This is a genomic window from Alsobacter metallidurans (assembly GCF_014636935.1).
Taxonomy (GTDB): Bacteria; Pseudomonadota; Alphaproteobacteria; order Rhizobiales; family Beijerinckiaceae; genus Alsobacter; species Alsobacter metallidurans.
The window spans coordinates 129,867-150,372 of the sequence record NZ_BMES01000001.1 but is presented as its reverse complement, the minus strand read 5'-3'; the positions used below and the strand labels follow the sequence as shown (position 1 = coordinate 150,372).

Below are 20,506 nucleotides of genomic sequence, written 5' to 3'. Positions count from 1 at the left end.
GATGCTTTTCCGGCTCTCGATCAAGTTGAAGATCCTGTTCGCGATGTCGCTCCTCGGCGCCGTCGCGCTCACGATCGCGATGCATGCGGTATTGTCCACCCGGCAGGTCGGCGCGTTGTTTCCCTCCTTGCGCGTCGTGGTGCGCGAGAGTCTTTCCGCCGAACGGCTGGACAACCTGGTGCACCGGGCCGTGATGGAATCGCGCGGGCTCTATCTCGCGCAGAGCCCCGGCGAGGCCCAGCGTTTCGTTCGCGGCCTGCGTGCGGCCCTCACCGAGATCGAGAGCATGGATCTCGCTTGGACCGACAACCGGGTCGCCCTGGCGGAAGGCGGGATCCGCAAGGGCATCGCCGAATTTGTGGTGTTCCGGAAAAAGCTGCTCGAGATGGCGGAGGCCGGCAACCTCGACGGCGTGAGGCAAGCAGGCAATACAGGCCAGAACCGCAATATCCGAGAACAATTGACCGAGGCGCTCACGGCCTTGAAGACGAATTCAGAGGAGCACATGTGGTCCTCCGGCAAGGCGGCGGCAGACGAAATCCGCTCCATGCAGGCCCTCGTCACCCTGATTGCGATCACGTGCGTGCTGACGGCCGGAGGCCTGTCGTTTTTTCTGAGCGTGCAGGTCATTGCCGATCCGATCACGAACCTCACCCAGATCATGAAGCGGCTCGCACAGGGGGATACGTCCGTGACATTGCCGCCGCTGGACCGGGCGGACGAGATCGGCGAGATGGCGCGCGCGCTGGAAGTGCTGCGGGACGCCGTGAAGCGCAACAATGACCTCGTGGCCGAGTTGAAGAACCGCGACGACCGCGAAGCAGTCTTGCGGCGGCAGGCCGCCGTTCGCGATCGGGTTGCGGCGTTCGACCAGCGGCTCCGGGCCTGGATCAACGAAATTGGCGACATGGTGGCCAACCTGGCGGCGTCCGCCGGCACCATGACGGCCGCCTCCACGCGGTCCCGGCAAGGGAGCGAAAGCATGGCGGCTTCCTCGCGGCGGACCGCCGAGGAGGTTTCGCTGGCGGCGGCGGCGGCCGAGCAGTTGTCGCGGTCGGTGGAGGACATCGAGCGACGCATCGTCGAGTCGGCCGCGGTTGTGCGCCAGACGGTGGAGACGGCGCGCCAGACGGGCGCAGCCGTGGACGAGCTCGCGAGCATCTCGAGCCGGGTGGGGGGCGTCGTCCAGGTGATCGGCGAGATCGCCGGGCAGACCAACCTCCTGGCGCTGAACGCCACCATCGAGGCGGCGCGCGCCGGCGAGGCAGGGCGCGGCTTCGCGGTGGTGGCCGCGGAGGTGAAGTCGCTCGCAGCCCAGACAGCCCGCGCCACGGCCGAGATCGCCGAGCAGATCGACGCCATCCAGCGCGCCGGCGCGGGATCGGCGCTCGCGCTTAACGCGATCCAGAGCAAGATCGCGCAGGTGGACCAGATCTCAACCGCCATCGCGGTGACGGCGGATCAGCAGCGCAGCGCCACCGCGAGCATCGCGGCGTCCATTCGCTCCACGGCGGACGGTGCGGAGGCAATGGTGCGGCTGGCCGAAGACGTTGACGGCTCGTCGTTTGAAAGCGCGTCCAGCGCCGGCGCGTTTCTGGCCGCCGTGCGGGAGATCGACTCCCAGGCGGTCGCAATGCGCGAAGAGGTCGAGCGCTTCTTCCAGACGTTGGAAGCCGCCTGACCGGCCCGGTGGAACCGACCCGACCACCTCGCGTTGCCAGCCCAGCGGGGGCTTGACGGAACAACGAGGAACGCATGGACACGGATCGCGTGGCTGGAACGGTCACCAACATCGCCGGCAAGGTGGAAGACGCCGCCGGCCGGCTGACGGGCGACGTAGGGACGCAGGCCCGCGGCCTCGCCGACCAGGCGACCGGGGCGGCCCAGAACGCCTATGGCCGCGCCAAGGACACGGTGCGCGACATGGCGGACCGGGCTCCTGAATCGCTGGGCGAAGGCGCGGCCCTGCTGCACCGGCAGGTTCAGGCCAACCCGATCGGGGCGCTCGCGGTGGCGGCGTTCGCCGGCTTCGCGCTCGCGACCATCCTGCACGGCCGTCGCTGATCGACGCCGCCGGGCGGCTCAGGCCGCAGTGGTGCGAACACCGGCAGCACGGCCGTTTGGCCGGCTCTCTCCGTCATGGCCGGGCTTTTCCCGGCCATTCACGCTGCAGCCCAGCGCGTGGATTCCCGGGAAGATCCCGGAGAGGACGGTGAAGAGATCGAGGACACGCACGGCCAGCTCACAGGCTTGAGACAGAGCGATCGCCTTCGCGTCAGAGCGCAGCGATCTTCTCGGCGTATTCGGCGCGCAGCGCTTTGAAGAAGCCGGTCTGCATCGGCCACCACCAGATGTCCTCGATCGTGGCTGAACTCGGATAAATCATCTCGAACGACGTTTTGGCGAGCGGCGACAGAAATGCCTCCGCGCCCGCCGCGCAGCTGTTGTAGCCCGTCGCCTCGGCGAATTTCGCGCCTGTTTCGGGTCGCATGAGGTGATCGATCAGCGCGTAGGCCTGGTCGAGATTGGCGGCCCCGGACGGGATCGCGATGGTGTCCGTCCAGCCTAGCCCGCCCTCCTTGGGCATGCCGTAGCGCCATTGCGGCCCTACGGTTCGGTTTAGGAGCACGCCCGTGCTGTCCCAGGTCTGCCCGATCACGCATCCCGCATGCGTGAAGCCGCGCGTGGCCTCCGCGGCGTCGTTCCAGCGCGCCGCGATGGCGCCGCGCCGCTCGGCCATGAAGCGCAGGCAGGCTTCCATGACGCGGCGGCAATCGTCCTCGCTGCGGTACATATCCATGCCGCGGTTCGACCGCTCACGCCCGGTGGCGTCCAGATGGAGCGCCACGCCGGTGAGCGCCGACTTCGGGCGGATCAGCGCCCGTTTGCCGTGCGCCGTGTCCCACACCATGCCGTAGGACAGTTCCCCGGACCGCACCGGGAACCGCCGCGAGTCGTATGTGATGCCTTCGGTACCCCAATCGAACGGGATCAGGTAGCGCCGACCCCGATGCGTCGCCCCCAGACTTACGGAGGTGCGATAGATGGACGGGATCACGCGGTCGCCCGTGAAGCGGCGCTCGTCGATGGGCTGCAGCAGGTTCAACGCGTAGTAGTTGGGAGCCGTATCGACGGAGGGAAACACGAGGTCATAGCCGCGGCCCTTGGTGGCGGTGAGCCGGGCCTCGAGCTCCTCGTTGGACCCGAAGGTCGAGAGTTCGACGGCCACGCCGGTGCGCGCCTCGAAATCGGCCAGGATCGTGTTCTTGTCGAAGAAATCCGACCAGGCATAAACCTGCATGCGCCCCGACGTCGAGAGCGCGTCGCTGGCGCGCAGGATTGCCGGGGCCGCCACGCCAACGACCGCGAGCCGCAGGGCGGCCCGTCGCGTCAGCAGGGGTGCGGCGTCGGTCATCGGTCGCTCCGAAACGAGAACCGCGAGTGGCGGACGGGCGGGACCTTTGCGCAGGTCGCGGCCGCCTGTCTGTGAACGTGTTCACACGTCCTAGTTGTAGCCTCAATTGCGGCTCGTTGTCCTCACGATGAGGCGCCGGGCGACCAAAGCCAGATCCGCATGGGTTCCTCGACGTTCTTGAGCACGCGCGAGCCCGCATCCTGGAGCGGCGCATCGACCCTGCCGCGAACGAACTGCCGGACGATGTCGGTCAGCGCGATGGCCCCGGGCTCGGCGATCTCCTGGATCCGGACCGCGATCGTGACCGTCTCGCCGAAGCGGTCGGCGTGCTTGAACACGACTTCGCCAGCCGCGATGCCGATGCGAAAGCGGATGTCGCCGCCCGCAAGCCGCGAGGCGGGGTCGGCCAGCACGGATTCCTGAAAGGCCACCGACCACTCCACCGCGTCCACGGCGCTCTGGAACTCGACCAGCGCGCCGTCGCCCAGCACCTTGAACAGCGTGCCGCGCCGTTGCGCGATGGTGGGCGTCATCACCTGCCCGAAAATACGGTCGATGGCCGCAAGCGTTGCGGGCTCGTCCTCGTGGATGAACCGGCCATAGCTGACGAAATCCAGCGACACGATGGCGGCGAGCCGCCGGCCGGACTGGGCGTTGCGCGCCCATTTCTGCCGGCGCAGAACGGAGCGGATGCGGGCGAGCAGCTCGCGCAGCTCGCACGGCTTCGACACATAGTCGTCCGCCCCCATTTCGAGGCCGATGACGCGGTCAATGGAGCTTGCCGTGGCGGTGAGCATGATCACGGGCGTCGGAAAGGTTTGCTTGACCCAGCGCAGGATCGACAGGCCATCCTCGGTCGGCATGTTGAGGTCCAGCACCACGAGGTCCGCCGGCCGGCTCACCAGAACGGAGCGCAGCGAGCCGCCGCCGTCGCACAGGGTCACCTCGAAGCCCTGCATGCGCAGGTAGTCGCCCACCATCTCGCGGGCCGGAGCCTCGTCGTCGACCACGACGATGTGTTGGGCCTGGCTCATGTGGCGTCGCCCCGGCGAATGGGCAGGCTCAACTGGAAGGTGCTGCCCCTCGCGGGCCCATCGCTGAGCGCCTCGATGCGCCCGTCATGCAGGTCGACGATGCGCTTGGCGATCCAGAGGCCGAGGCCCGTGGAGCCTTCGCCCGCGGTCGGCTTGGCGGATAGTCGCTGGAAGCGGCCGAACAGGCGGCCGACGTCCTCGCTGGAGAGACCCGGGCCGTTGTCGCGGACGCGGATCACGGCCTCGTCGCCCTCCAGATGGGCCGAAACCAGGATGCGCTCGCCCATGGGGGAGTATTTCACCGCGTTGCTGACGAGGTTGTCGACCGCTTCCTCGAGCCGGTCGGGATCGATGCGGGCCGGGAGGGCGGCTTCCACGTCGATGTCGATGATCTGGCCCTTGCGCTCGGCCAAGGGCCGGTTGGCCTCGGCGACGCGCCGGATGATGTCGGCGAGATCGTGCGTCTCCAACCGGATGCTGATGTCCAGAGCGTCCGTCATCGCGTCCGTGATGAGACGGTCCACCAGGGTGGTGAGATAGCGCGCCGACTTGCGGATATGCTCCACCTGGGTCTCGACCGCGGCTTTCTGCAAGGGCTCGCGCCCCGCGACGTCGGACAGGATCTCGGTTCGTCCCAGGATGACGCTGAGCGGATTCTTGAGGTCGTGCGCGACAGTGCCGAGCAGCTCGCTCTGAAACGCGTTGGCGCGGCGCAGGCGCGCCCACTGGGCTTCGAGGCGCTGGTTGGCGGAGGTGAGCTCGCGGGTGCGCTGCTTGACGCGGTCGTCCAGCAACGCGTTGGCGTCCTGCAATTGCTGGTAGAGCAGCACGTTGTCGAACGCGATGCTGAGGCGGCTGCAGAACACTTCCACGAGCGCCCTGTTGGTCGCCGACAGCTCCTGGCTGGTGTCCAGCAGCACCACGACCTCGCGGCCGCTCGCGGTGCGGATATAGATCAGGAAGTGCCGCGGCAGATATTCGGTGCGCCCGCACGTGAAGGCGTGCTCCACGAGGCCGCGGACCTCGGGGTCGAGCGAGGTCACGCCCTGGCGGACGTACTGTTCGTAGCAGCCCGACCCGGCCAGCACGGAGACGCCGCCCTCCGTTGCGCCCGAGTCCCGCAAAACGAGGATGCCGGCGCAGTCCACGTTGAGGAGGGATCCGATCTGCGTCAGCACGCCCTCGGCGAGGCGCTGCATGGACTTGAAGTCGAACAGCGTCGATGCGGCGTCGACGATGATCTCGAGGCCCCGGCGGGTCTCCTCCATGCGCTGGATTTGCTGGTAGGAGCGCAGCGCCGCTGTGAGCGACGTGAAGAGCTTGTCGGCCGTGAGCTCGGTCTTGGCCTTGTAGTCGTTGATGTCGTAGTCGAGGATCACGCGCTTTTCGGGGGCCTGGCCGGGCTGGCCGGTGCGCAGGATGATGCGGATCATCTCGTTGCCGAGGTCGCGGCGGATGAAATCCACCAGTTCGAGGCCGGCCGTTTCGCTTTCCATCACGACGTCCAGCAGCACGGCCGCAATATCGGGGTGCTGGCGCATGAGTTCGCGGCCCTCGGCGGCCGAATGGGCCGAGAGGATCTCCAGCCCCATGCCGGCGAGCTCGTAGTCGGCGAGCGCGAAGCGGGTGCCCTCGTGCACGGCGTCGTCGTCGTCGATCACCGCGACCTTCCAGCAGCGGGCGCGCCGGTCTCGCGCCGGCGCGAGGCTTTCGGGTTCGTCGAGGAAGGTGAGCAGGTCTTCGGAATCAGCCATGGAGAATGTCCTGGGGCGTGTCGGCGCCGGCCGCTCTGGAGATTTCGGCAACTGGCGGAGTCGCTGGGGTCCTGGCCGGCGCATCGCCGGGCGCAACCCGGGGCAGCACGAGCACGAAGGTGGTTCCGTGGCCCTCCACGGAGGACAGCGTGATGCGGCCGCCGAGGCGTTGCGTGACCACGTTGTAGACGATGTGCAGGCCCAGCCCGGTGCCGCCCTGGCCGCGCCGGGTGGTGAAGAAGGGGTCAAAGGCCTGCCGCATCACCTCGCCGGGCATGCCGCGGCCGTCATCCGAGAAATGAATCTCGACATATTCGGACCCGCGCGGCCGGCCGACGATGCTGATGTGGCCGCCCGACTGGTCTGCGAAGGCGTGCGTGACGGTGTTCAGGAACAGGTTGGTGAGCACTTGCCCGTAGGCGCCGGCGTCGCCGTCCATCTGGATGCCGTCCGGGATGTCGACCACCAGAGCGAGCCGGCGCAGCTTGAGCCCCGGCCGCAGGCTGGCGAGGATGTCCTCCGTGGCGGCGCGCAGATCGAACACGCGACGGTCGGCGTGGCTCCGGTCCACCGCGACCTGCTTGAACGACTGGATGAGGTCGCCGGCGCGCTGCAGGTTGGCGACGAGCTGGCGGGCGGCGTCGCGGTTCTGGTCCACGAAGGCGGCGAGCTGCGAGCGGCGCAGCTGCCCGCTTTCGAGTTCGCCCGCGAAATTCTTGCAGCGCTCGGCCAGTGCGGACGCCACCGTGAGGCTGATGCCGACCGGGTTGTTGACCTCATGCGCGACGCCGGCGACAAGGCCGCCGAGGGCCGCGAGCTTCTCGGCCTCGATCAGGCTCTGCTGCGTGTCGCGCAGATCCGCCAGCGCGCGCTCGGCTTCCTCCTTGGAGGCGCGCAGGTCCGCCTCGGCCTGCTGCTTGGCGATGGCGTTGTTCTGGAACACCTCCACGGCGCGGGCCATGTGGCCGATCTCGTCGCGGGCGTCCGCGCCCTGGACATGGTGGTCGAAGCGGCCCGCCACGATGGAGCCCATCGCGACGCCGATCTCCTCCAGCGGGCCGCTGACGCTGCGGGCGATCACGGCGCCCAGCACCACGATGATGATCACGAGCGCGAGGGTGAGCACGCCGACCCACACGAACACGCCGCGGAGCACGCGGTCGAGGCGGTTCTGCACCTGCATCTCGCGCTCCGCCGTGCGCCGCGCGATCGCGCCGGCGGCCTGCGCCATCTCGGCGCCGCTGCGGTCGATGGTGTCGCGCAGCAGCCGGGCCTGGAGGTTGAGGCTTGCCGACAGCCTGTCGAGGCCCGCCGCCAGCGTCTCGGCGCGTTCGCCGAGCTTGCGCAGCGCCTGCTTCTGGAGGTCCGTTTCGGCGAGGTCGAGCATCACCGGAACGGTTTTCTCGATCGTCGCGATGTTACGGAAGGCTTCTTCGGCGGAGTCGTAGGAGAGCGAGAAATAGTAGGCGTTGGCGGCCACCAGCGTCGCCGAGAAGGCCTCGCGCGATTTGCCGAGCGCCGGCAGAACCAGCGAGCCGCGCCCCTCGGAGGCGCCCTGCAGGATGGCGTAGAGGCCCGACATCTCACGGGCGGACTTCAGCACCTCGTCATCGTAGATCCGCGAGATCTGGCCTCGGACGTCCCGGAGCGCGTCAAAACCGGCCAGCAGCCGCTCGGTGATGCGCGTCAGTGCGCTGGCTTCCTGCGCGATGGTGGCGTCCCGCGAATCGGCGCCATTGAGAGAGCCCATCAGGGCGGCCCGGCGCCGTTCGATCTCGGCCAGCACGTCCGGGTTGGGCTGCGTGAAGTAGCGGTGGATCAGGCTCTGCAGCCGCCCGGCTTCGCCCTCCACGGACAGCAGCAATCGATCGGACTGGCGCACCTGGAGGAGTTGCGCCCAGGTGGCGTTCAGAACCTTTGCGCCGTCCCAGATCACGATGGCGAGCACCACCACGATGGCGGAGTTGATCCCGGCGATCGACATGATGCGCCAGCGGATCGGAAAGCGGCGGATCACCCGCTCGACAGCCTGCCTGAACGCCCCAAAGGGCGAGGGGCCGATCAGCCCGCCCGGCTCCCTGGCGGCCTGGTCCGGCGCGGTCATTGCACCTGCCGGATGCGTTCGACGAGTTCACGTAGAACCGGGTCTGCGAGCGCCTTGTCGCGCAGCTCGCGCGTGGCCTCCTCGAACCCCGCCCGGTCCGTCAGCGTCGTAATGGTGTTGCCGGCGTCCTCGGCCTGTCGGCGGGCGCGATTTTCCCAGGTCGTCCAGACCTCGTGCATAAAGGCGCTGGACTCGGCGGCTGCTTCCCGGAACAGGGCCTGGTCCTTGGCCGAAAGCCCGTCCCAGGCCTTCTTCGACATGGTCAGGATCTCGGGCCCAATCGTGTGCTCGGTCAGCGTGTAATAGCGGGCGGCCGTGAAATGGTTGGTCGACACATAGGACGGCCAATTGTTCTCGGCGCCGTCGATGAGGCCGGACGTCAACGCTGGCATGACCTGCCCGTAGGACAACGGCACCGGCTCCGCGCCGAGCGCCCGGATCATCGCGATCGCGGTTTCGGATTGCTGGACGCGAATGCGCAGGCCCTTCAGGTCGGCGACGGTCCGCACCGGGCGGACGCTGTTGTAGATCGAGCGCGCGCCCGAGTCGTAGAAGGCGAGTCCAACGAGCCCCTTTGGCTCCAGCGACCGGAGAAGCTCCTCCCCGATCGGCCCGTCGAGCACCTTGCGCAGGTGCTCTCCCGAGCGGAACAGAAAGGGCAGCACCAGAACGGACAGCTTGGGCGCAAGCGCGGTCAGCGGCGCAACGTTGGTGCGGTTGATGTCGATGGCGCCGGCCATCGTCTGCTCGATGGTGTCCTTTTCCTCGCCGAGTTGGCTGGCCGAGAACACCTTGATGGTGAGGCGGTCACCTGTCCGTTCGGCCAGAAGCCTGCTGAGATGGTGGAGCGCCTGAACGGTGGGATAGCCCTCGACCTGGTTGTCGGCGGCCCGGAAGTCCCGCGCCTGCGCGGCCGGCAATCCCGCCCCGAGGCTGAGCCCGGCGAACACCACGCAGGCAAGCCGGAAGCCGCCCCGCATCGCCATACCCCGAGCCTCCCTCTTGGTTGAGCTACTAACGTAGTTTCAACCAAGAATACGCACCGGCGGGGAGAACGCCAAGCCGAAGGTCATCAAGGCGCAACGCTATGGCTTTTGTGACGTTGTTGGGCGCTCAACCCCTCGGAGAAAGCACAATGAGAGCACCCTTCATGAAGACCGTCGCAGCGGCGGCGCTCGCCGCCGGCAGCTTCATCGCCATTCTGGCGACGACCGGCGCGGCTGAAGCCCGTCACTACGGCCGGCATCATGGCTGGGGCGGCCATCATCGCACCGTCGTGGTCCGCCACTATGGACGCGGACCGCACTACGGCTGGCGTCGTGGCCACCACTATGGCTGGCGTCACCACGGCGGCCCGCGCCATCATTGGCGCTAAGCGGCCAGGTCGACATCGAACCCCGGAGCCTCGCTCCGGGGTTTTTTTGCATCAGGCCCCCGCGGCCTGCGCGACGACGCCAAGATGCGGCTCGGCAGGGGGCCGCTCGGCTGCGGCTTCGGGAGGATCCACGTCCGCCATCGCGGTCTGGGCGGCCGCAACGGCCTCGGCGAGCGTCGTCACCAACTGCGCGGGAGCGATCACCTCGCGCAGGCCCTCGATCGCTTCGGGATCGTCCTGCTTCCAGTAGCCCACCACGATCGTGGCGTTCGGCGCCTTGCGCTTGAGGCGACGGAGCGCATAGCGGATGTGGACCGGGCTCGAGGTTTCGAACACCGAAAGGCAAATCACCTCCACGCCTCGCAGATCGAGCCGGAACAGGTTGGAGAGCGTCAGGACCTCGGGGGCGAGCACGCGCGTACGCAGGCCCCGCCGGCGCGACAGCAGCGCGAACAGCATGGCGGCTGCATCGTCGAGCGCATTGCGCAGGCCGACGCTGACGACGGGCCGCGGCGTTCCGTCGTCAACGTCGCCGTCCTCGCCCCAGGCGTCCGGGAGCGTCGCTTCGTCGGTCGAGACGAGGTCCTCGAGATCGTCCACCAGTTCGCCGACCGAGTCCCGGACGGTGGTCATGCGTTCCGGCTCCAGCGCGCCGCGGGTCGCATCCTGCGCGCCGAGCCTGATGCCGGGCAGCGCCACGGTGTCGAGATACTCGGCCATGCTGGCGTCTTCCAGGAAGGTCTCGGCCTGCTCCACCGCCTCGGTGGGGTCGGCCGCCAGCATGCGCTGGTAGAACATTTCGGGCGCGGAGAGCACGGGCTGGTCGCCGAACAGCACGTCGAACACGGCCAGCTGCTCCACGTGGCGGCCGAGCACCACAAGGCACACGGTGAGCGGCGTCGCCAGCACGAGACCGATCGGGCCCCAGAGCCACGTCCAGAACGTCGCGGCGGTGACGACCGCCACCGGCGAGAGGCCGGTGCTCTGGCCATAGACCAGCGGCTCGATCACATGGCCGACAATCGGCTCGACGATCAGGAACAGCGCGGCGGTCCACACCAGCATGGTCCAGCCGGGATCGACCGCCGCGGCCAGCGCGAGCGGAAACAGGGCCGAAATCGCCGCGCCCACATAAGGGATGAAGCGCATTACGGCCGCGAGCACGCCCCACAGCACCGGCGTGGGCACGCCAATAAAGAACAGGCCTGTTCCGACCACGACGCCGAAGGAGGCGTTCAGCGCAACCTGGACCAGGAAGAACTTGCTGAGCCTGTTGGCGGCGTCGTCCATCGCGGCCGTGGTGCGATGAAGGTCCTGCGCGCCCGCGAGCCGGATCATGCGATTGCGCAGGTCCTCGCGCCGCATCAGGATGAAGATCACGAAGATGATGATGATGCCGGTGGTGGCCAGCGGGTGCAGCAGCGGCCCGACCAGGTTGGCGAGCGTCCGGAAGGCGCCCGACTCGGGGGCACGGATCTCCACCGGAACCGGGGCTGAATTCTCGGTCGGATTGCGCGAAAGCGCCGGCGTTCCGTTCTGCTCGGGCTTCTGCAACTCCTTGCCGAGGTCCTGCAGAACGTCGGCGGCGCGCTCCAGGGCGCCATTGCCGGCCGCCATGCCGCGCACGCTCTTGATCTTGTCCCGGATGGTCCTCTCGTAGCTCGGCAGCTCGCTTGCGAGCCCGGTGACCTGCCCGGCGATCACGGTGCCGAGGCCCGCGATGATCAGAAACGCGGACAGCACGACGCCGATCACCGCGACGGCCTTCGGGACCTTGATGCGCTGAAGCATGCGCACGAGCGGCGCGAGCACGAAACTCAGCAGCACGGCCAGCGCCAGGGGGATCAGGATCTCGCGGCCGAAATACAGCGCGCACGTCACCACCACGGCGACGATGACGCCGACCATGATGGACATGGAGCGCTGCAGCTCGAGCGCGGCGTTGGGAGGGGTCGCAGGCGCCATATCTGGTTACTCGTGGCGCGGAAGTCGCGCCCTCCCGAACAGCGATGCCCAGCCCAAGGTTCCCGCCGACGCAGGATCGCCGCATTGCGAGCCGACCTTCGCGCGGGGGCGCGCATCGCGGGAGATCACACGATGGCAGGCGAATGGACGCTGGAAGCCGTGCAGGCGTTGAAAACCATGGCGCAGAACCGCGAGCCGGCTTCCGCCATCGCGATGCGGCTCGGCATGGACCTGGACGCTGTGCGCGCCAAGCTGCTCCAGCTCGGGATCGCTCCCGCCCCGGACCTTCGCGACGCCGATCAGGGTGAGGCGGGTCCGGGGGACGCGCCCCGCGTGGACGCGGCCGGGGACGAGGTTCGCCTCCATACGATGTAGCCCGGGAGGCGCGACCTAGACCATTAGCCAACGCGTCGGGCAGGATGAATCGCTAGGCAGCGCGCCCTTTTTGCGGTCCCATCCTGTGCGCCACGCGGCCGGGGAGCCGCAGGCCGATGGGACGAACCCGTGTCGATCGCGCTTTTCTCGGACGTTCACGGCAATCGGGAGGCCTTTACGGCCTGCCTGGCGGATGCGCGCCGTCGCGGCGTCGCGCGCTTCGTGCTGCTGGGCGACTATGTGGGCTATGGCGCCGACCCGGCATGGGTGGTCGAGACCGTGGCGGAGCTGGTCGGCCAGGGGGCGTTCGCGGTTCTGGGCAATCACGACGCCGGCGTCGAGACGCCTGACCCGGGCATGAATCCCGTCGCGACCTTCGCGCTGAACTGGACACGCGAGCAGTTGTCCCCGGCGCATCTCGGCTTCCTGCGATCGCTGCCGCTCTCGTCGCTGGACGAGGGCCGCCTTTATGTCCACGCCAATGGGTGGGCGCCCGGCGATTGGGGCTATGTGACCTCGTCCGTGGAGGCCGAGCGCAGCATCCGCTCCGTGCAGCAGCGCTGGACATTTTGCGGGCACACGCATGTGCCGATGCTCTACCACATGGCCCCGCACCGGCCGCCGGGCGAGTTCGAGCCCCTGCCGAACAAGCCGGTGCCGCTGGCCGCCTCGCGGCGGTGGCTGGCCGTGATGGGCTCTGTGGGCCAACCGCGCGACGGCAATCCGGCCGCCTGCTACGGCCTGCTGCGGCGCGATCCATTGGAGCTCACCATGGTGCGCGTGCCCTACGATGCGGATGAGGCCGCCCGTAAGATCCTGGCCGCCGGCCTGCCCGAGAGCCTCGCCCGCAGGCTCAAGACAGGGCGCTGAATGGGACAGTCCCGACCACAGCCCGGCGACGTGATTGACGGCTTTCGGCTCGACACGCTGGTGCATCGCGGGCCGATGAGCACGCTCTGGCGGGTGTCGCGGCCCGGGCGGGAGGGCGGCGCTCCGCTCGTGATGAAGATCCCGTCGCTCGCCGAGGGCGAGGACGTGTCCGCCATCGTGGGCTTCGAGCTGGAGCAGATGATCCTGCCGCGCCTGTCGGGCCCGCACGTGCCCCGCTTCGTCGCGGCCGGGGACTTCGACGAGACGCCGCATCTCGTGATGGAGTGGATCGAGGGCGAGAGCCTGCAGGCCATTCTGGCCCGCGAGGGAAAGCTTGCGCCGGAGCGGGTCGCCGCGATCGGGGTCGCAGCCGCACGGGCGCTCCAGGACCTCCACCGTCAACATGTGATCCATCTCGATCTGAAACCCGCCAACATCCTGCTGCGGCCGAACGGCGACGTCACGTTCATCGATTTTGGCTTGTCCCGGCACGATGAACTTCCGGACCTGTTGGCCGAGGAATCCGACGCCCCGATGGGCACCAGCCCGTATATCTCGCCCGAGCAGGTGCTGGGCGTGCGGACGGAGCCCAAGAGCGACCATTTCGCGCTGGGAGCCGTGCTCTACGAACTCACGACGGGCCGGCAGCCCTTCGGCGACCCGCAGCGAAAGGCCGGCATGATGCGCCGGCTCTGGCGCGACCCCTTGCCGCCGCGCGCGATCGAGCCGTCCTGTCCGCCATGGCTGCAGGAAGCGATCCTGCGCTGCCTCGCGGTGGAGCCCGCCCGCCTCTACGGCAGCGCCGCGCAGCTTGCTTTCGCACTCTCGAATCCCGAACAGGCTCCGCTCGGCCCGAACGCCGCCAAGCTGCGGCAGGACGGGTTCTGGACGGTGCTGCGCCGCCGGCTGCGGGCGCCGAAGCGGTCCGACTTCCAGTCGCGGCGGGTCTCGGCCGATCTCGATGCGGCCGCCATCGTGGTGGCGGCCGTCGATCTCGCGGGCGGCGTCGACGAGTTGGCGGCGCGCGTGCGCGTTCAGGCCGGGCGGGCCGTGGAGGGCGAACCCGGGGCGCGCCTCGCCTGCGTGACTGTGCTCAAGACCGCGCTTTTGTCGCTGGAGGAAACCGCCGGCGATCAAGGCCGCAGCGCCTATGTGCAGCGCCTCGTGGAGCTGAAGGACTGGGCTCGCGAGCTCGCGTTGCCGGCCGACAAAGTAAGCTATCACGTGCTCGAAGCCGTCGACCCGGCGGCGGCGTTGATCGACTATGTCAGCAAGAACCAGGTCGACCACCTGGTGCTGGGCGCGCGCGGCAGTTCGGCGCTGCGCCGCTATCTCGGCAGCGTGTCGTCCGAGGTGGTCGCCAAGGCGCCCTGCACGGTGACGGTGGTGCGCCTGCGGGCTCCCGATACAGGAGGCTAGAAAACGGAACCGCAGGCGCCGGCCGGGGGTTCTGGCGGAGACGCCTCCCGAGGAGACCCGCATGAGCGCCGGATCGCCCGAAGCCTATCGGCTGCAGCCGAATGGCGGCATTCCCAACTCGCAGCTGCCGCTGCTGGTGTATCGCGAGGCGTTTCCGCCGTCCGGCGACGTGGCCCGGGCGTTCGAGCGCATCTTCGCGGCGAATGGCTGGACGCGGAGCTGGCGCAACGGCGTCTTCGACTATCACCACTTCCATTCCACCGCGCATGAGGTGCTGGGCGTTTCCAGGGGAGACGTGAAGGTGCAGTTCGGCGGCGAGGGCGGCCCCGTGATCGCGCTGGAAGCCGGCGACGCCGTCGCGATCCCGGCCGGCGTGGCTCATCGCAATTGCGGTCAGTCGGCAGATTTCGAGATCGTGGGCGCCTATGACCGGGGCCGGGACTGGGACGTCAGGCGCGGTGATCCGGGCGAACTCGACGCCATCGCGGCGGCGATCGCGGCCGTGCCCGCGCCCACGCGCGATCCGCTGCATGGCGACACGGGCGCGCTGCCAAGCTTGTGGGCGGCCGTGCCCGAAGCGCCGCCCGGTGTCGCATGAACGACCTGTTCTCACGCGGGGAGCCGCATGACCCCACGGGTGTGGAGCTCGCCAGCCTGGAGGAACTCTACGGCCTGATGGCGGACGGCGAGCCGCCCGGCCCGGGGGTGGGCCGGTTCGTGCCCGGCGAAGGCCCGGCAGGCGCGCCGATCCTGTTTGTCGGCGAACAGCCCGGCGACCAGGAGGACGTCCAGGGCAAGCCCTTCGTCGGCCCGGCCGGCCAATTGCTCGACCGGGCCCTGTCGGACGCCGGCGTGCCGCGCGGCGAGGCCTATGTGACCAACGCGGTGAAGCGGTTTCACTTCACGCAGCGCGGCAAGCGCCGCATTCACGAGAAGCCGTCCACGAGCGAGATCCGCAAGGAGCGCTGGTGGCTGGAGAAGGAGATCCGGCTCGTTGGCCCCCGGGTCGTGGTCGCGCTGGGCGCTACGGCCGTGTTGGCGCTCGCCGGCAAGCCGCTGCCCGTCACCAAGGCGCGCGGCCCGATCCGCTGGCCGGACGAGCGCGACGGCTACGTGACCGTGCATCCGTCCTACCTCCTGCGCCTGCAGGACGCCGGCGAGCGCCGCGTCGCCTACGAGGCGTTCGTGGGCGATCTGCAGCGGATCGGCGAGCTGGCCCGGGCCGGCGTCTAGCGCCCCGGCTTCTTCACCGCCGCGGGGGCGGGCGGGAAGCGCGACAGGATGTCGGTCTCGGTCACGTCGCGGTGGTTTCGGGTGTATTGCTCGGAGGCGTCGCGCAGGGGCTGGAAGTCCCACGGGTAGACGTTGCCCTTGGTGAGCGCCTTAAACACCAACAGGCGTTGCTGCTGGCTGGAGACGACCTCCCGGCAGATGGCGGCGGAGTCGAAGCTGGCGAGCGCCTGCTTCAGCGCGGCAAGCCGGGGCGCATGGGCGGGGTCGTCGGCGAGGTTCTGGTTCTCATGCGGGTCGGCGGCGAGGTCGAAGAGCTGGTCCGGATCGGTGTCGCAGCAGATCAGCTTCCAGTCGCCCTGGCGCACCATGTACATCGGCGCATGGACGCCCTCGGCGAGGTATTCGCCCACCACGGTCCGGTCCGGCTCGTCGCGGCCCTCCAGCGCCGGGAGGAGGCTGGCGCCGTCCACCGGGCGGGCCAGCGTGGCCGAGCCGCCTGGCTTGGCGATATCCACCAGCGTCGGCAGCAGGTCTGCGATCGAGGCCGGAGCGGCGACGCGGCGCGGCGCGAAGCGCTTTGGCGCGTGCACGAGGAGGGGCACGCGGCCGGAGTGCTCGCGATAGCTCATCTTGTACCAGAGGCCGCGCTCGCCCAGAAAATCGCCGTGGTCGGACGTCACCAGCGTGACGGTGTCATTCGCCATTCCGCAGGTCTCGAGCGTCTCCATGAGGCCGCCGATCAGGTCGTCCACATAGGTGATGTTGGCGTAGTAGCCGTGGCGCGACGAGCGGATGTCGGCCTCGGTGACGTCGTAGTCGTCCATGGCCGACATGTCGTGCAGGCGGCGGCTGTGCGGGTCCATCTGCGCGTACGGGATGGCGGGCGTGGCCGGCAGGTCGATGTCGGCGTCGGCGTACTGGTTCCAGAATTTTGCCCGCGCCGCATAGGGATCGTGCGGGTGGGTGAAGGACACCATCAGGCAGAACGGCAGCGTGTCCTTGTAGCGCGCGAAGTCGAACAGGCGGCGGCGGGCGAGGAAGGCGACCTCGTCGTCATATTCGAGCTGGTTGGTGATCTCGGCGATCCCGGCCTGCTTCACCGAGGTCATGTTGTGGTACCACCAGTCGATGCGCTCCTGCGGCTTCGACCAGTCGGGCGTCCAGCCGAAATCGGCGGGGTAGATGTCCGTCGTCAGCCGCTCCTCAAAGCCGTGGAGCTGGTCCGGGCCGACGAAGTGCATCTTGCCCGACAGGCAGGTCCGGTAGCCCTCCAGCCGCAGGTAGTGCGCGAAGGTCGGGATCGCGGAACGGAACTCCGCCGCGTTGTCGAAGGCGCCGGTGCGCGAGGGAAGCAGGCCCGACATCATGGCGGCGCGCGCCGGGGCGCAGAGCGGGCTGTTGGTGTAGGCGCTCTCGAACACGACGCCCTCGCGGGCGAGGCGATCCAGCGTCGGGGTCTTCACCAGCGGGTGGCCGTAGGCGGGCAGGAACGGCGCCGAGAGCTGGTCGGCGACGATCAGCAGGATGTTGGGCTTCTTCTCGGCCATTCCGGGCTCCCGTTCGGTTTGCATGCAGCCTATCGCGCAACTGCACCTGGGCTTTTCTCCCGCCGACCTTCGGTTCTGCAAGCGGGCGCTTGCACGGGCGCGGTTGCGGTTTGGACGCGCAGGGCCAATTTGCTGAAACGCAAGGCTGCCCAGCCTTCCCCCTTCACACCATCCCCCGACAGCGGAGTCACCGATGACCAAGGTCCTGGTTCTTTACTACTCGTCCTACGGCCATATCGAGACCATGGCCAAGGCCGTTGCCGAAGGCGCGCGCGAGGGCGGCGCCGAAGTCGTGGTGAAGCGCGTTCCCGAGACCGTGCCAGCCGAGGCCGCGAAGTCCTACGGCTTCAAGACCGAGCATGAGTTCCCGGAGGCTACCGTCGCCGAGCTGCCCGAGTACGACGCCATCATCTTCGGCGCACCCACCCGGTTCGGCAATGTGGCGAGCCAGATGCGCAGCTTCATCGACCAGACCGGCGGCCTCTGGGCGCAGGGTAAGCTGGTCGGCAAGGTTGGGTCGATCTTCACGTCGTCGGCCACGCAGCATGGCGGCCAGGAGTCGACCATCCTGAGCTTCATTCCCACGCTGATGCATCACGGCATGGTGGTGGTCGGCCTCCCCTATTCGTTCGCGGGCCAGATGGGCCTCGAGGAGATCAAGGGCGGCTCGCCCTATGGTGCCTCCACGATTGCGGGCGGCGACGGCTCGCGGCAGCCTTCGGCGGCCGATCTCGACGGCGCGCGGTTCCAGGGCAAGCACGTGGCCCAGATCGCCGGCAAGCTCGCCAGCTGAACGATCCAACCTTCCCGAAGCCGCCCGCCCCCCGACCGCATCGGTTCCAGACGGCCTCCGAGCTCCCCCGGAGGCCGTTTGCGTTGTGGGTCAGCCTCTAAGCGCCTGCGCCATGTAACCCTGGATGCGCGCCCAGGGACGGCCTTCGGCGGCGGCGGTGCGATACGACGCCACGATCTCGCCCGCGATGGGCGTCTTGGCGGCGACGCGGTCCAGCACGGCGTCCGCAGCCCGGCGCGCAGCCGCCATCACGTCGGCCGGAAACGGCGTCGGCTTGGCTCCGAGCGACACGAGCTTGACGATGGCCTCCGCGTTGGTGCGTTCGGCGTCCGCCAGACCGGCGGCGTGCTCGGCCAGGCACGCGGTCTCGACCGCGGCGCGCAGCTCGGGCGACAGCCTGTCCCAGACAGGGCGGGCGACCAGCGCCTCGGCGGCCCCGTTCGGCTTGTTGAAGCCCGGCATGTAGTAGACGGGCGCGACGCGGTGGAAGCCGAGCGGCAGATCGTTGGCAGGGGATAGGAGCTCCACGGCGTCGATGACGCCGCGCTCGAGCGCCGGGTATACGTCCCCGGGCGGAATCGCCTGCGGGACGGCGCCGAGTTCGGCGTAGACCTCTCCGCCCAGGCCCGACACGCGAATGCGCAGGCCCTTCAGGTCGGCGGCAGAGCCGAGTTCCTTTCGAAACCACCCTCCCATGGAAGGGCCGGTGTTGCCGGCCAGCATGCCGCGCACGCCGAAAGGCTCGTAGAGCTTGTCCCACAGCGCCTGCCCGCCACGCTCCGACAGCCAGGCCTGATGCTCGACCGCGGAGAGCCCGAACGGCGCGGTGGTGAACAGCGACGCGCCCGGCGCCTTGCCCTCCCAGAAGAACGAGGCCGTGTGGCCCATCTCGACCGTGCTGTTCGAGACCGCGTCCAGCACCGCGAAAGCGGGTACGATTTCGCCCGCGGCGAAAACGTCGATCTGCAGGCGCCCACCCGAAAGCAGACCGATGCGCTGCGCCAGCCGCGCCGCGCTAACGCCCGGCCCGGGCAGATTGCGCGGCCAGGATGTCGCCATTCGCAGGCGCAACGGCTCCTCGGCGCGTGCGACGGCCGGTGAGGCGACCAGCGCGGCGGCGCCCAGCGCGAGGGAGCGGCGGGTCGGGCGCATCATGCGCCCTCGCGCGCTTGGCGGATGAGCCGCACGAGGTCACGCGTCGCGGCTTCGGGATCGTCGGCGGAGCAGATCGCCGACACCACCGCGATCCCATCCACGCCTGTCGCGATCAGCGCATGCGTATTGGCGGGCCCGACGCCTCCGATCGCGACTTTGGGAAGGGGATGCAGCGGCAGCAGCCGCGCCAATCCGTCGACACCGATGGGTGGATCATGGTCCGGCTTGGTGCCTGTCCCCCGGATGGGGCCGACGCCGAGATAGTCCACGACGCCCTCCGGCACGGCCGCGAACTCGGCCTCGGTCCCGGCCGAAAGGCCGAGGATCATGTCAGGACCAATGATGTCGCGGACGCGGCGCGGATCGCCGTCGTTCTGGCCGATATGAACTCCGTCCGCGCCCACCGCCTTCGCGATGACGACGCGGTCGTTCACGATCAGCGGCACGCGCAGCGGCCGGAGCAGGCCCAAGAGCGCGTCGGCGTCCGCGGCGAACTGTTGGTCATCGGAGGTTTTGTCCCGCAACTGCACCAGCGTGGCCCCGCCCCGCACGGCCGCCGCGACGGTGGCGAGCAGCCCACGCGGCTGCACCAGGACGGGGTCGGTGACGAAATACAGCGAGAGATCGAAAGCAGCTTTGCCCATCAGGCGATCCTCGCGCCGGCCGCCAGGTCCTCGGCGCTGAGCGACGCGAGTTCGTCCATCAGCCTGGCCTGGAACGTGCCCGGCCCCGGTGCACCCTTGGCGGCCCGCTCGCCCGCAAGGCCAAAGGCCGCGAGAGCGGCCGCCGCAGCCAGCAAGGGGGCCACCCCGGCGCCCAGCATGGCGGCCATGAGTGCGCCGGCCACGCAACCCGAGCCGGTGATGCGCCCCATCAGCGGATCGCCATTGTTGATCGTCACCGACGCGCTGCCGTCGGTGATGAAATCCGCCTCGCCAGTCACCGCCACCACGCAGCCGAGACTGCGGGCCAGCGCGGTTGCGGCGTCCTGCACGGCGCGGGGATTCTGCTCCTCGGCGTCGACGCCGCGGCCGGCGGGCTCGCCCGTCGCCATGGTGAGGATCTCGGCCGCATTGCCCTTGAGGATGGTCGGTTTGAGGGTCGACAGCCAGCCGGCCGCGCCCTGCCGGAAGGGCGACGCGCCCACGCCAACGGGATCCAACACCCACGGCGCGCCAGCGCCCGTGGCGGCCTGGGCGGCGGCCGCCATGACGTCGACGCGCTCACGCGTCAGCGTGCCGATATTCACAAGCAGGGCGCCGGCCCGCGCCGCGATCACGGCCGCTTCCTCGGGCGCGTGCGCCATCACGGGCGCGGCCCCGGCGGCGAGCAGCGCATTGGCGGTGACCGCGGACACCACGTCGTTGGTGAGGCAATGCACGAGCGGGCGCTTCCAGCGCAGCGCCGTCAGCGCGTCGGCGAGATGGTGCGGGGTCAACGTCATCACGGTCACGGCGTCCTTTCTCC

General features: G+C 69.1%; 19 protein-coding genes. 9 read left to right on the top strand and 10 right to left on the bottom strand.

Annotation, left to right across the window (positions count from 1 at the left end):
- Position 1: 1 nt before the first annotated feature.
- Together IEV99_RS00620 and IEV99_RS00615 are read left to right on the top strand one after the other, a co-directional pair.
- Complete coding sequence (locus IEV99_RS00620) at positions 2 to 1,681, top strand: methyl-accepting chemotaxis protein (RefSeq protein ID WP_188515806.1); 1,680 nt, start codon at positions 2 to 4, stop codon at positions 1,679 to 1,681.
- A 74-nt stretch (positions 1,682 to 1,755) separates the two neighbouring features.
- A complete protein-coding gene (locus tag IEV99_RS00615) occupies positions 1,756 to 2,064 on the top strand; it encodes a CsbD family protein (protein ID WP_188515805.1) in 309 nt (102 codons plus the stop codon).
- A 211-nt stretch (positions 2,065 to 2,275) separates the two neighbouring features.
- Here IEV99_RS00615 and IEV99_RS00610 read toward each other — a convergent pair whose 3' ends face one another.
- From IEV99_RS00610 to IEV99_RS00590, 5 genes are all read right to left on the bottom strand, one after another.
- A complete protein-coding gene (locus tag IEV99_RS00610; RefSeq protein WP_188515804.1) occupies positions 2,276 to 3,415 on the bottom strand; it encodes an extracellular solute-binding protein in 1,140 nt (379 codons plus the stop codon).
- A 122-nt stretch (positions 3,416 to 3,537) separates the two neighbouring features.
- Entirely contained in the window at positions 3,538 to 4,449 is a 912-nt protein-coding gene (locus IEV99_RS00605) for a response regulator (RefSeq protein ID WP_188515803.1), read from the bottom strand.
- The gene (locus tag IEV99_RS00600; protein ID WP_188515802.1) at positions 4,446 to 6,203 is read right to left on the bottom strand and encodes an ATP-binding response regulator; all 1,758 of its coding nucleotides are present in this window, start codon (positions 6,201 to 6,203) and stop codon (positions 4,446 to 4,448) included. The genes IEV99_RS00605 and IEV99_RS00600 overlap by 4 nt, the downstream gene beginning before the upstream one ends.
- Entirely contained in the window at positions 6,196 to 8,307 is a 2,112-nt protein-coding gene (locus IEV99_RS00595) for a sensor histidine kinase (RefSeq protein WP_188515801.1), read from the bottom strand. Before IEV99_RS00595 ends, IEV99_RS00600 begins: the two co-directional genes overlap by 8 nt.
- Positions 8,304 to 9,293, bottom strand: coding sequence for a TRAP transporter substrate-binding protein (locus tag IEV99_RS00590; protein WP_244643423.1), 990 nt, complete (start codon positions 9,291 to 9,293; stop codon positions 8,304 to 8,306). The genes IEV99_RS00595 and IEV99_RS00590 overlap by 4 nt, the downstream gene beginning before the upstream one ends.
- A gap of 149 nt (positions 9,294 to 9,442) precedes the next feature.
- Between IEV99_RS00590 and IEV99_RS00585 the strand changes: the two genes are divergently transcribed.
- A complete protein-coding gene (locus tag IEV99_RS00585) occupies positions 9,443 to 9,682 on the top strand; it encodes a hypothetical protein (protein ID WP_194483061.1) in 240 nt (79 codons plus the stop codon).
- Positions 9,683 to 9,733: 51 nt separating this feature from the next.
- Here the strand turns inward: IEV99_RS00585 and IEV99_RS00580 are convergent, their stop codons facing one another.
- Complete coding sequence (locus IEV99_RS00580; RefSeq protein ID WP_188515799.1) at positions 9,734 to 11,647, bottom strand: AI-2E family transporter; 1,914 nt, start codon at positions 11,645 to 11,647, stop codon at positions 9,734 to 9,736.
- 132 nt (positions 11,648 to 11,779) lie between these two features.
- Here IEV99_RS00580 and IEV99_RS00575 point away from each other — a divergent pair, with 132 nt between their 5' ends.
- The 5 genes from IEV99_RS00575 to IEV99_RS00555 all read left to right on the top strand — a co-directional run bounded on the left by IEV99_RS00575 (position 11,780) and on the right by IEV99_RS00555 (position 15,544).
- Entirely contained in the window at positions 11,780 to 12,022 is a 243-nt protein-coding gene (locus tag IEV99_RS00575; protein WP_188515798.1) for a hypothetical protein, read from the top strand.
- A 129-nt stretch (positions 12,023 to 12,151) separates the two neighbouring features.
- Positions 12,152 to 12,892, top strand: a complete 741-nt coding sequence (locus IEV99_RS00570) for a metallophosphoesterase family protein (protein ID WP_188515797.1) — start codon at positions 12,152 to 12,154, stop codon at positions 12,890 to 12,892.
- Positions 12,893 to 14,311, top strand: a complete 1,419-nt coding sequence (locus tag IEV99_RS00565) for a bifunctional serine/threonine-protein kinase/universal stress protein (RefSeq protein ID WP_188515796.1) — start codon at positions 12,893 to 12,895, stop codon at positions 14,309 to 14,311.
- Between the two features lie 61 nt (positions 14,312 to 14,372).
- Complete coding sequence (locus IEV99_RS00560) at positions 14,373 to 14,909, top strand: cupin domain-containing protein (RefSeq protein ID WP_188515795.1); 537 nt, start codon at positions 14,373 to 14,375, stop codon at positions 14,907 to 14,909.
- A complete protein-coding gene (locus IEV99_RS00555; RefSeq protein WP_188515794.1) occupies positions 14,906 to 15,544 on the top strand; it encodes a UdgX family uracil-DNA binding protein in 639 nt (212 codons plus the stop codon). The genes IEV99_RS00560 and IEV99_RS00555 overlap by 4 nt, the downstream gene beginning before the upstream one ends.
- Here the strand turns inward: IEV99_RS00555 and betC are convergent.
- Complete coding sequence (betC, locus tag IEV99_RS00550) at positions 15,541 to 17,091, bottom strand: choline-sulfatase (protein ID WP_188515793.1); 1,551 nt, start codon at positions 17,089 to 17,091, stop codon at positions 15,541 to 15,543. The genes IEV99_RS00555 and betC overlap by 4 nt on opposite strands.
- Positions 17,092 to 17,284: 193 nt before the next feature.
- On the opposite strand from betC, the gene wrbA reads away from it, so the two are divergent.
- Positions 17,285 to 17,884, top strand: a complete 600-nt coding sequence (gene wrbA / locus IEV99_RS00545) for an NAD(P)H:quinone oxidoreductase (RefSeq protein WP_188515792.1) — start codon at positions 17,285 to 17,287, stop codon at positions 17,882 to 17,884.
- Between the two features lie 90 nt (positions 17,885 to 17,974).
- On the opposite strand, the gene IEV99_RS00540 is transcribed toward wrbA, so the two are convergent.
- Genes IEV99_RS00540 through thiM form a run of 3 tightly spaced genes read right to left on the bottom strand, consistent with a single transcriptional unit; the run spans position 17,975 to position 20,483 of the window.
- Entirely contained in the window at positions 17,975 to 19,039 is a 1,065-nt protein-coding gene (locus IEV99_RS00540; RefSeq protein ID WP_188515791.1) for a TRAP transporter substrate-binding protein, read from the bottom strand.
- Positions 19,036 to 19,683: a thiamine phosphate synthase gene (gene thiE, locus IEV99_RS00535; RefSeq protein ID WP_188515790.1), complete on the bottom strand. Its 648-nt coding sequence runs from the start codon at positions 19,681 to 19,683 to the stop codon at positions 19,036 to 19,038. Before thiE ends, IEV99_RS00540 begins: the two co-directional genes overlap by 4 nt.
- Entirely contained in the window at positions 19,683 to 20,483 is an 801-nt protein-coding gene (gene thiM, locus IEV99_RS00530; RefSeq protein WP_188517583.1) for a hydroxyethylthiazole kinase, read from the bottom strand. The genes thiE and thiM overlap by 1 nt, the downstream gene beginning before the upstream one ends.
- Positions 20,484 to 20,506 lie beyond the last annotated feature (23 nt).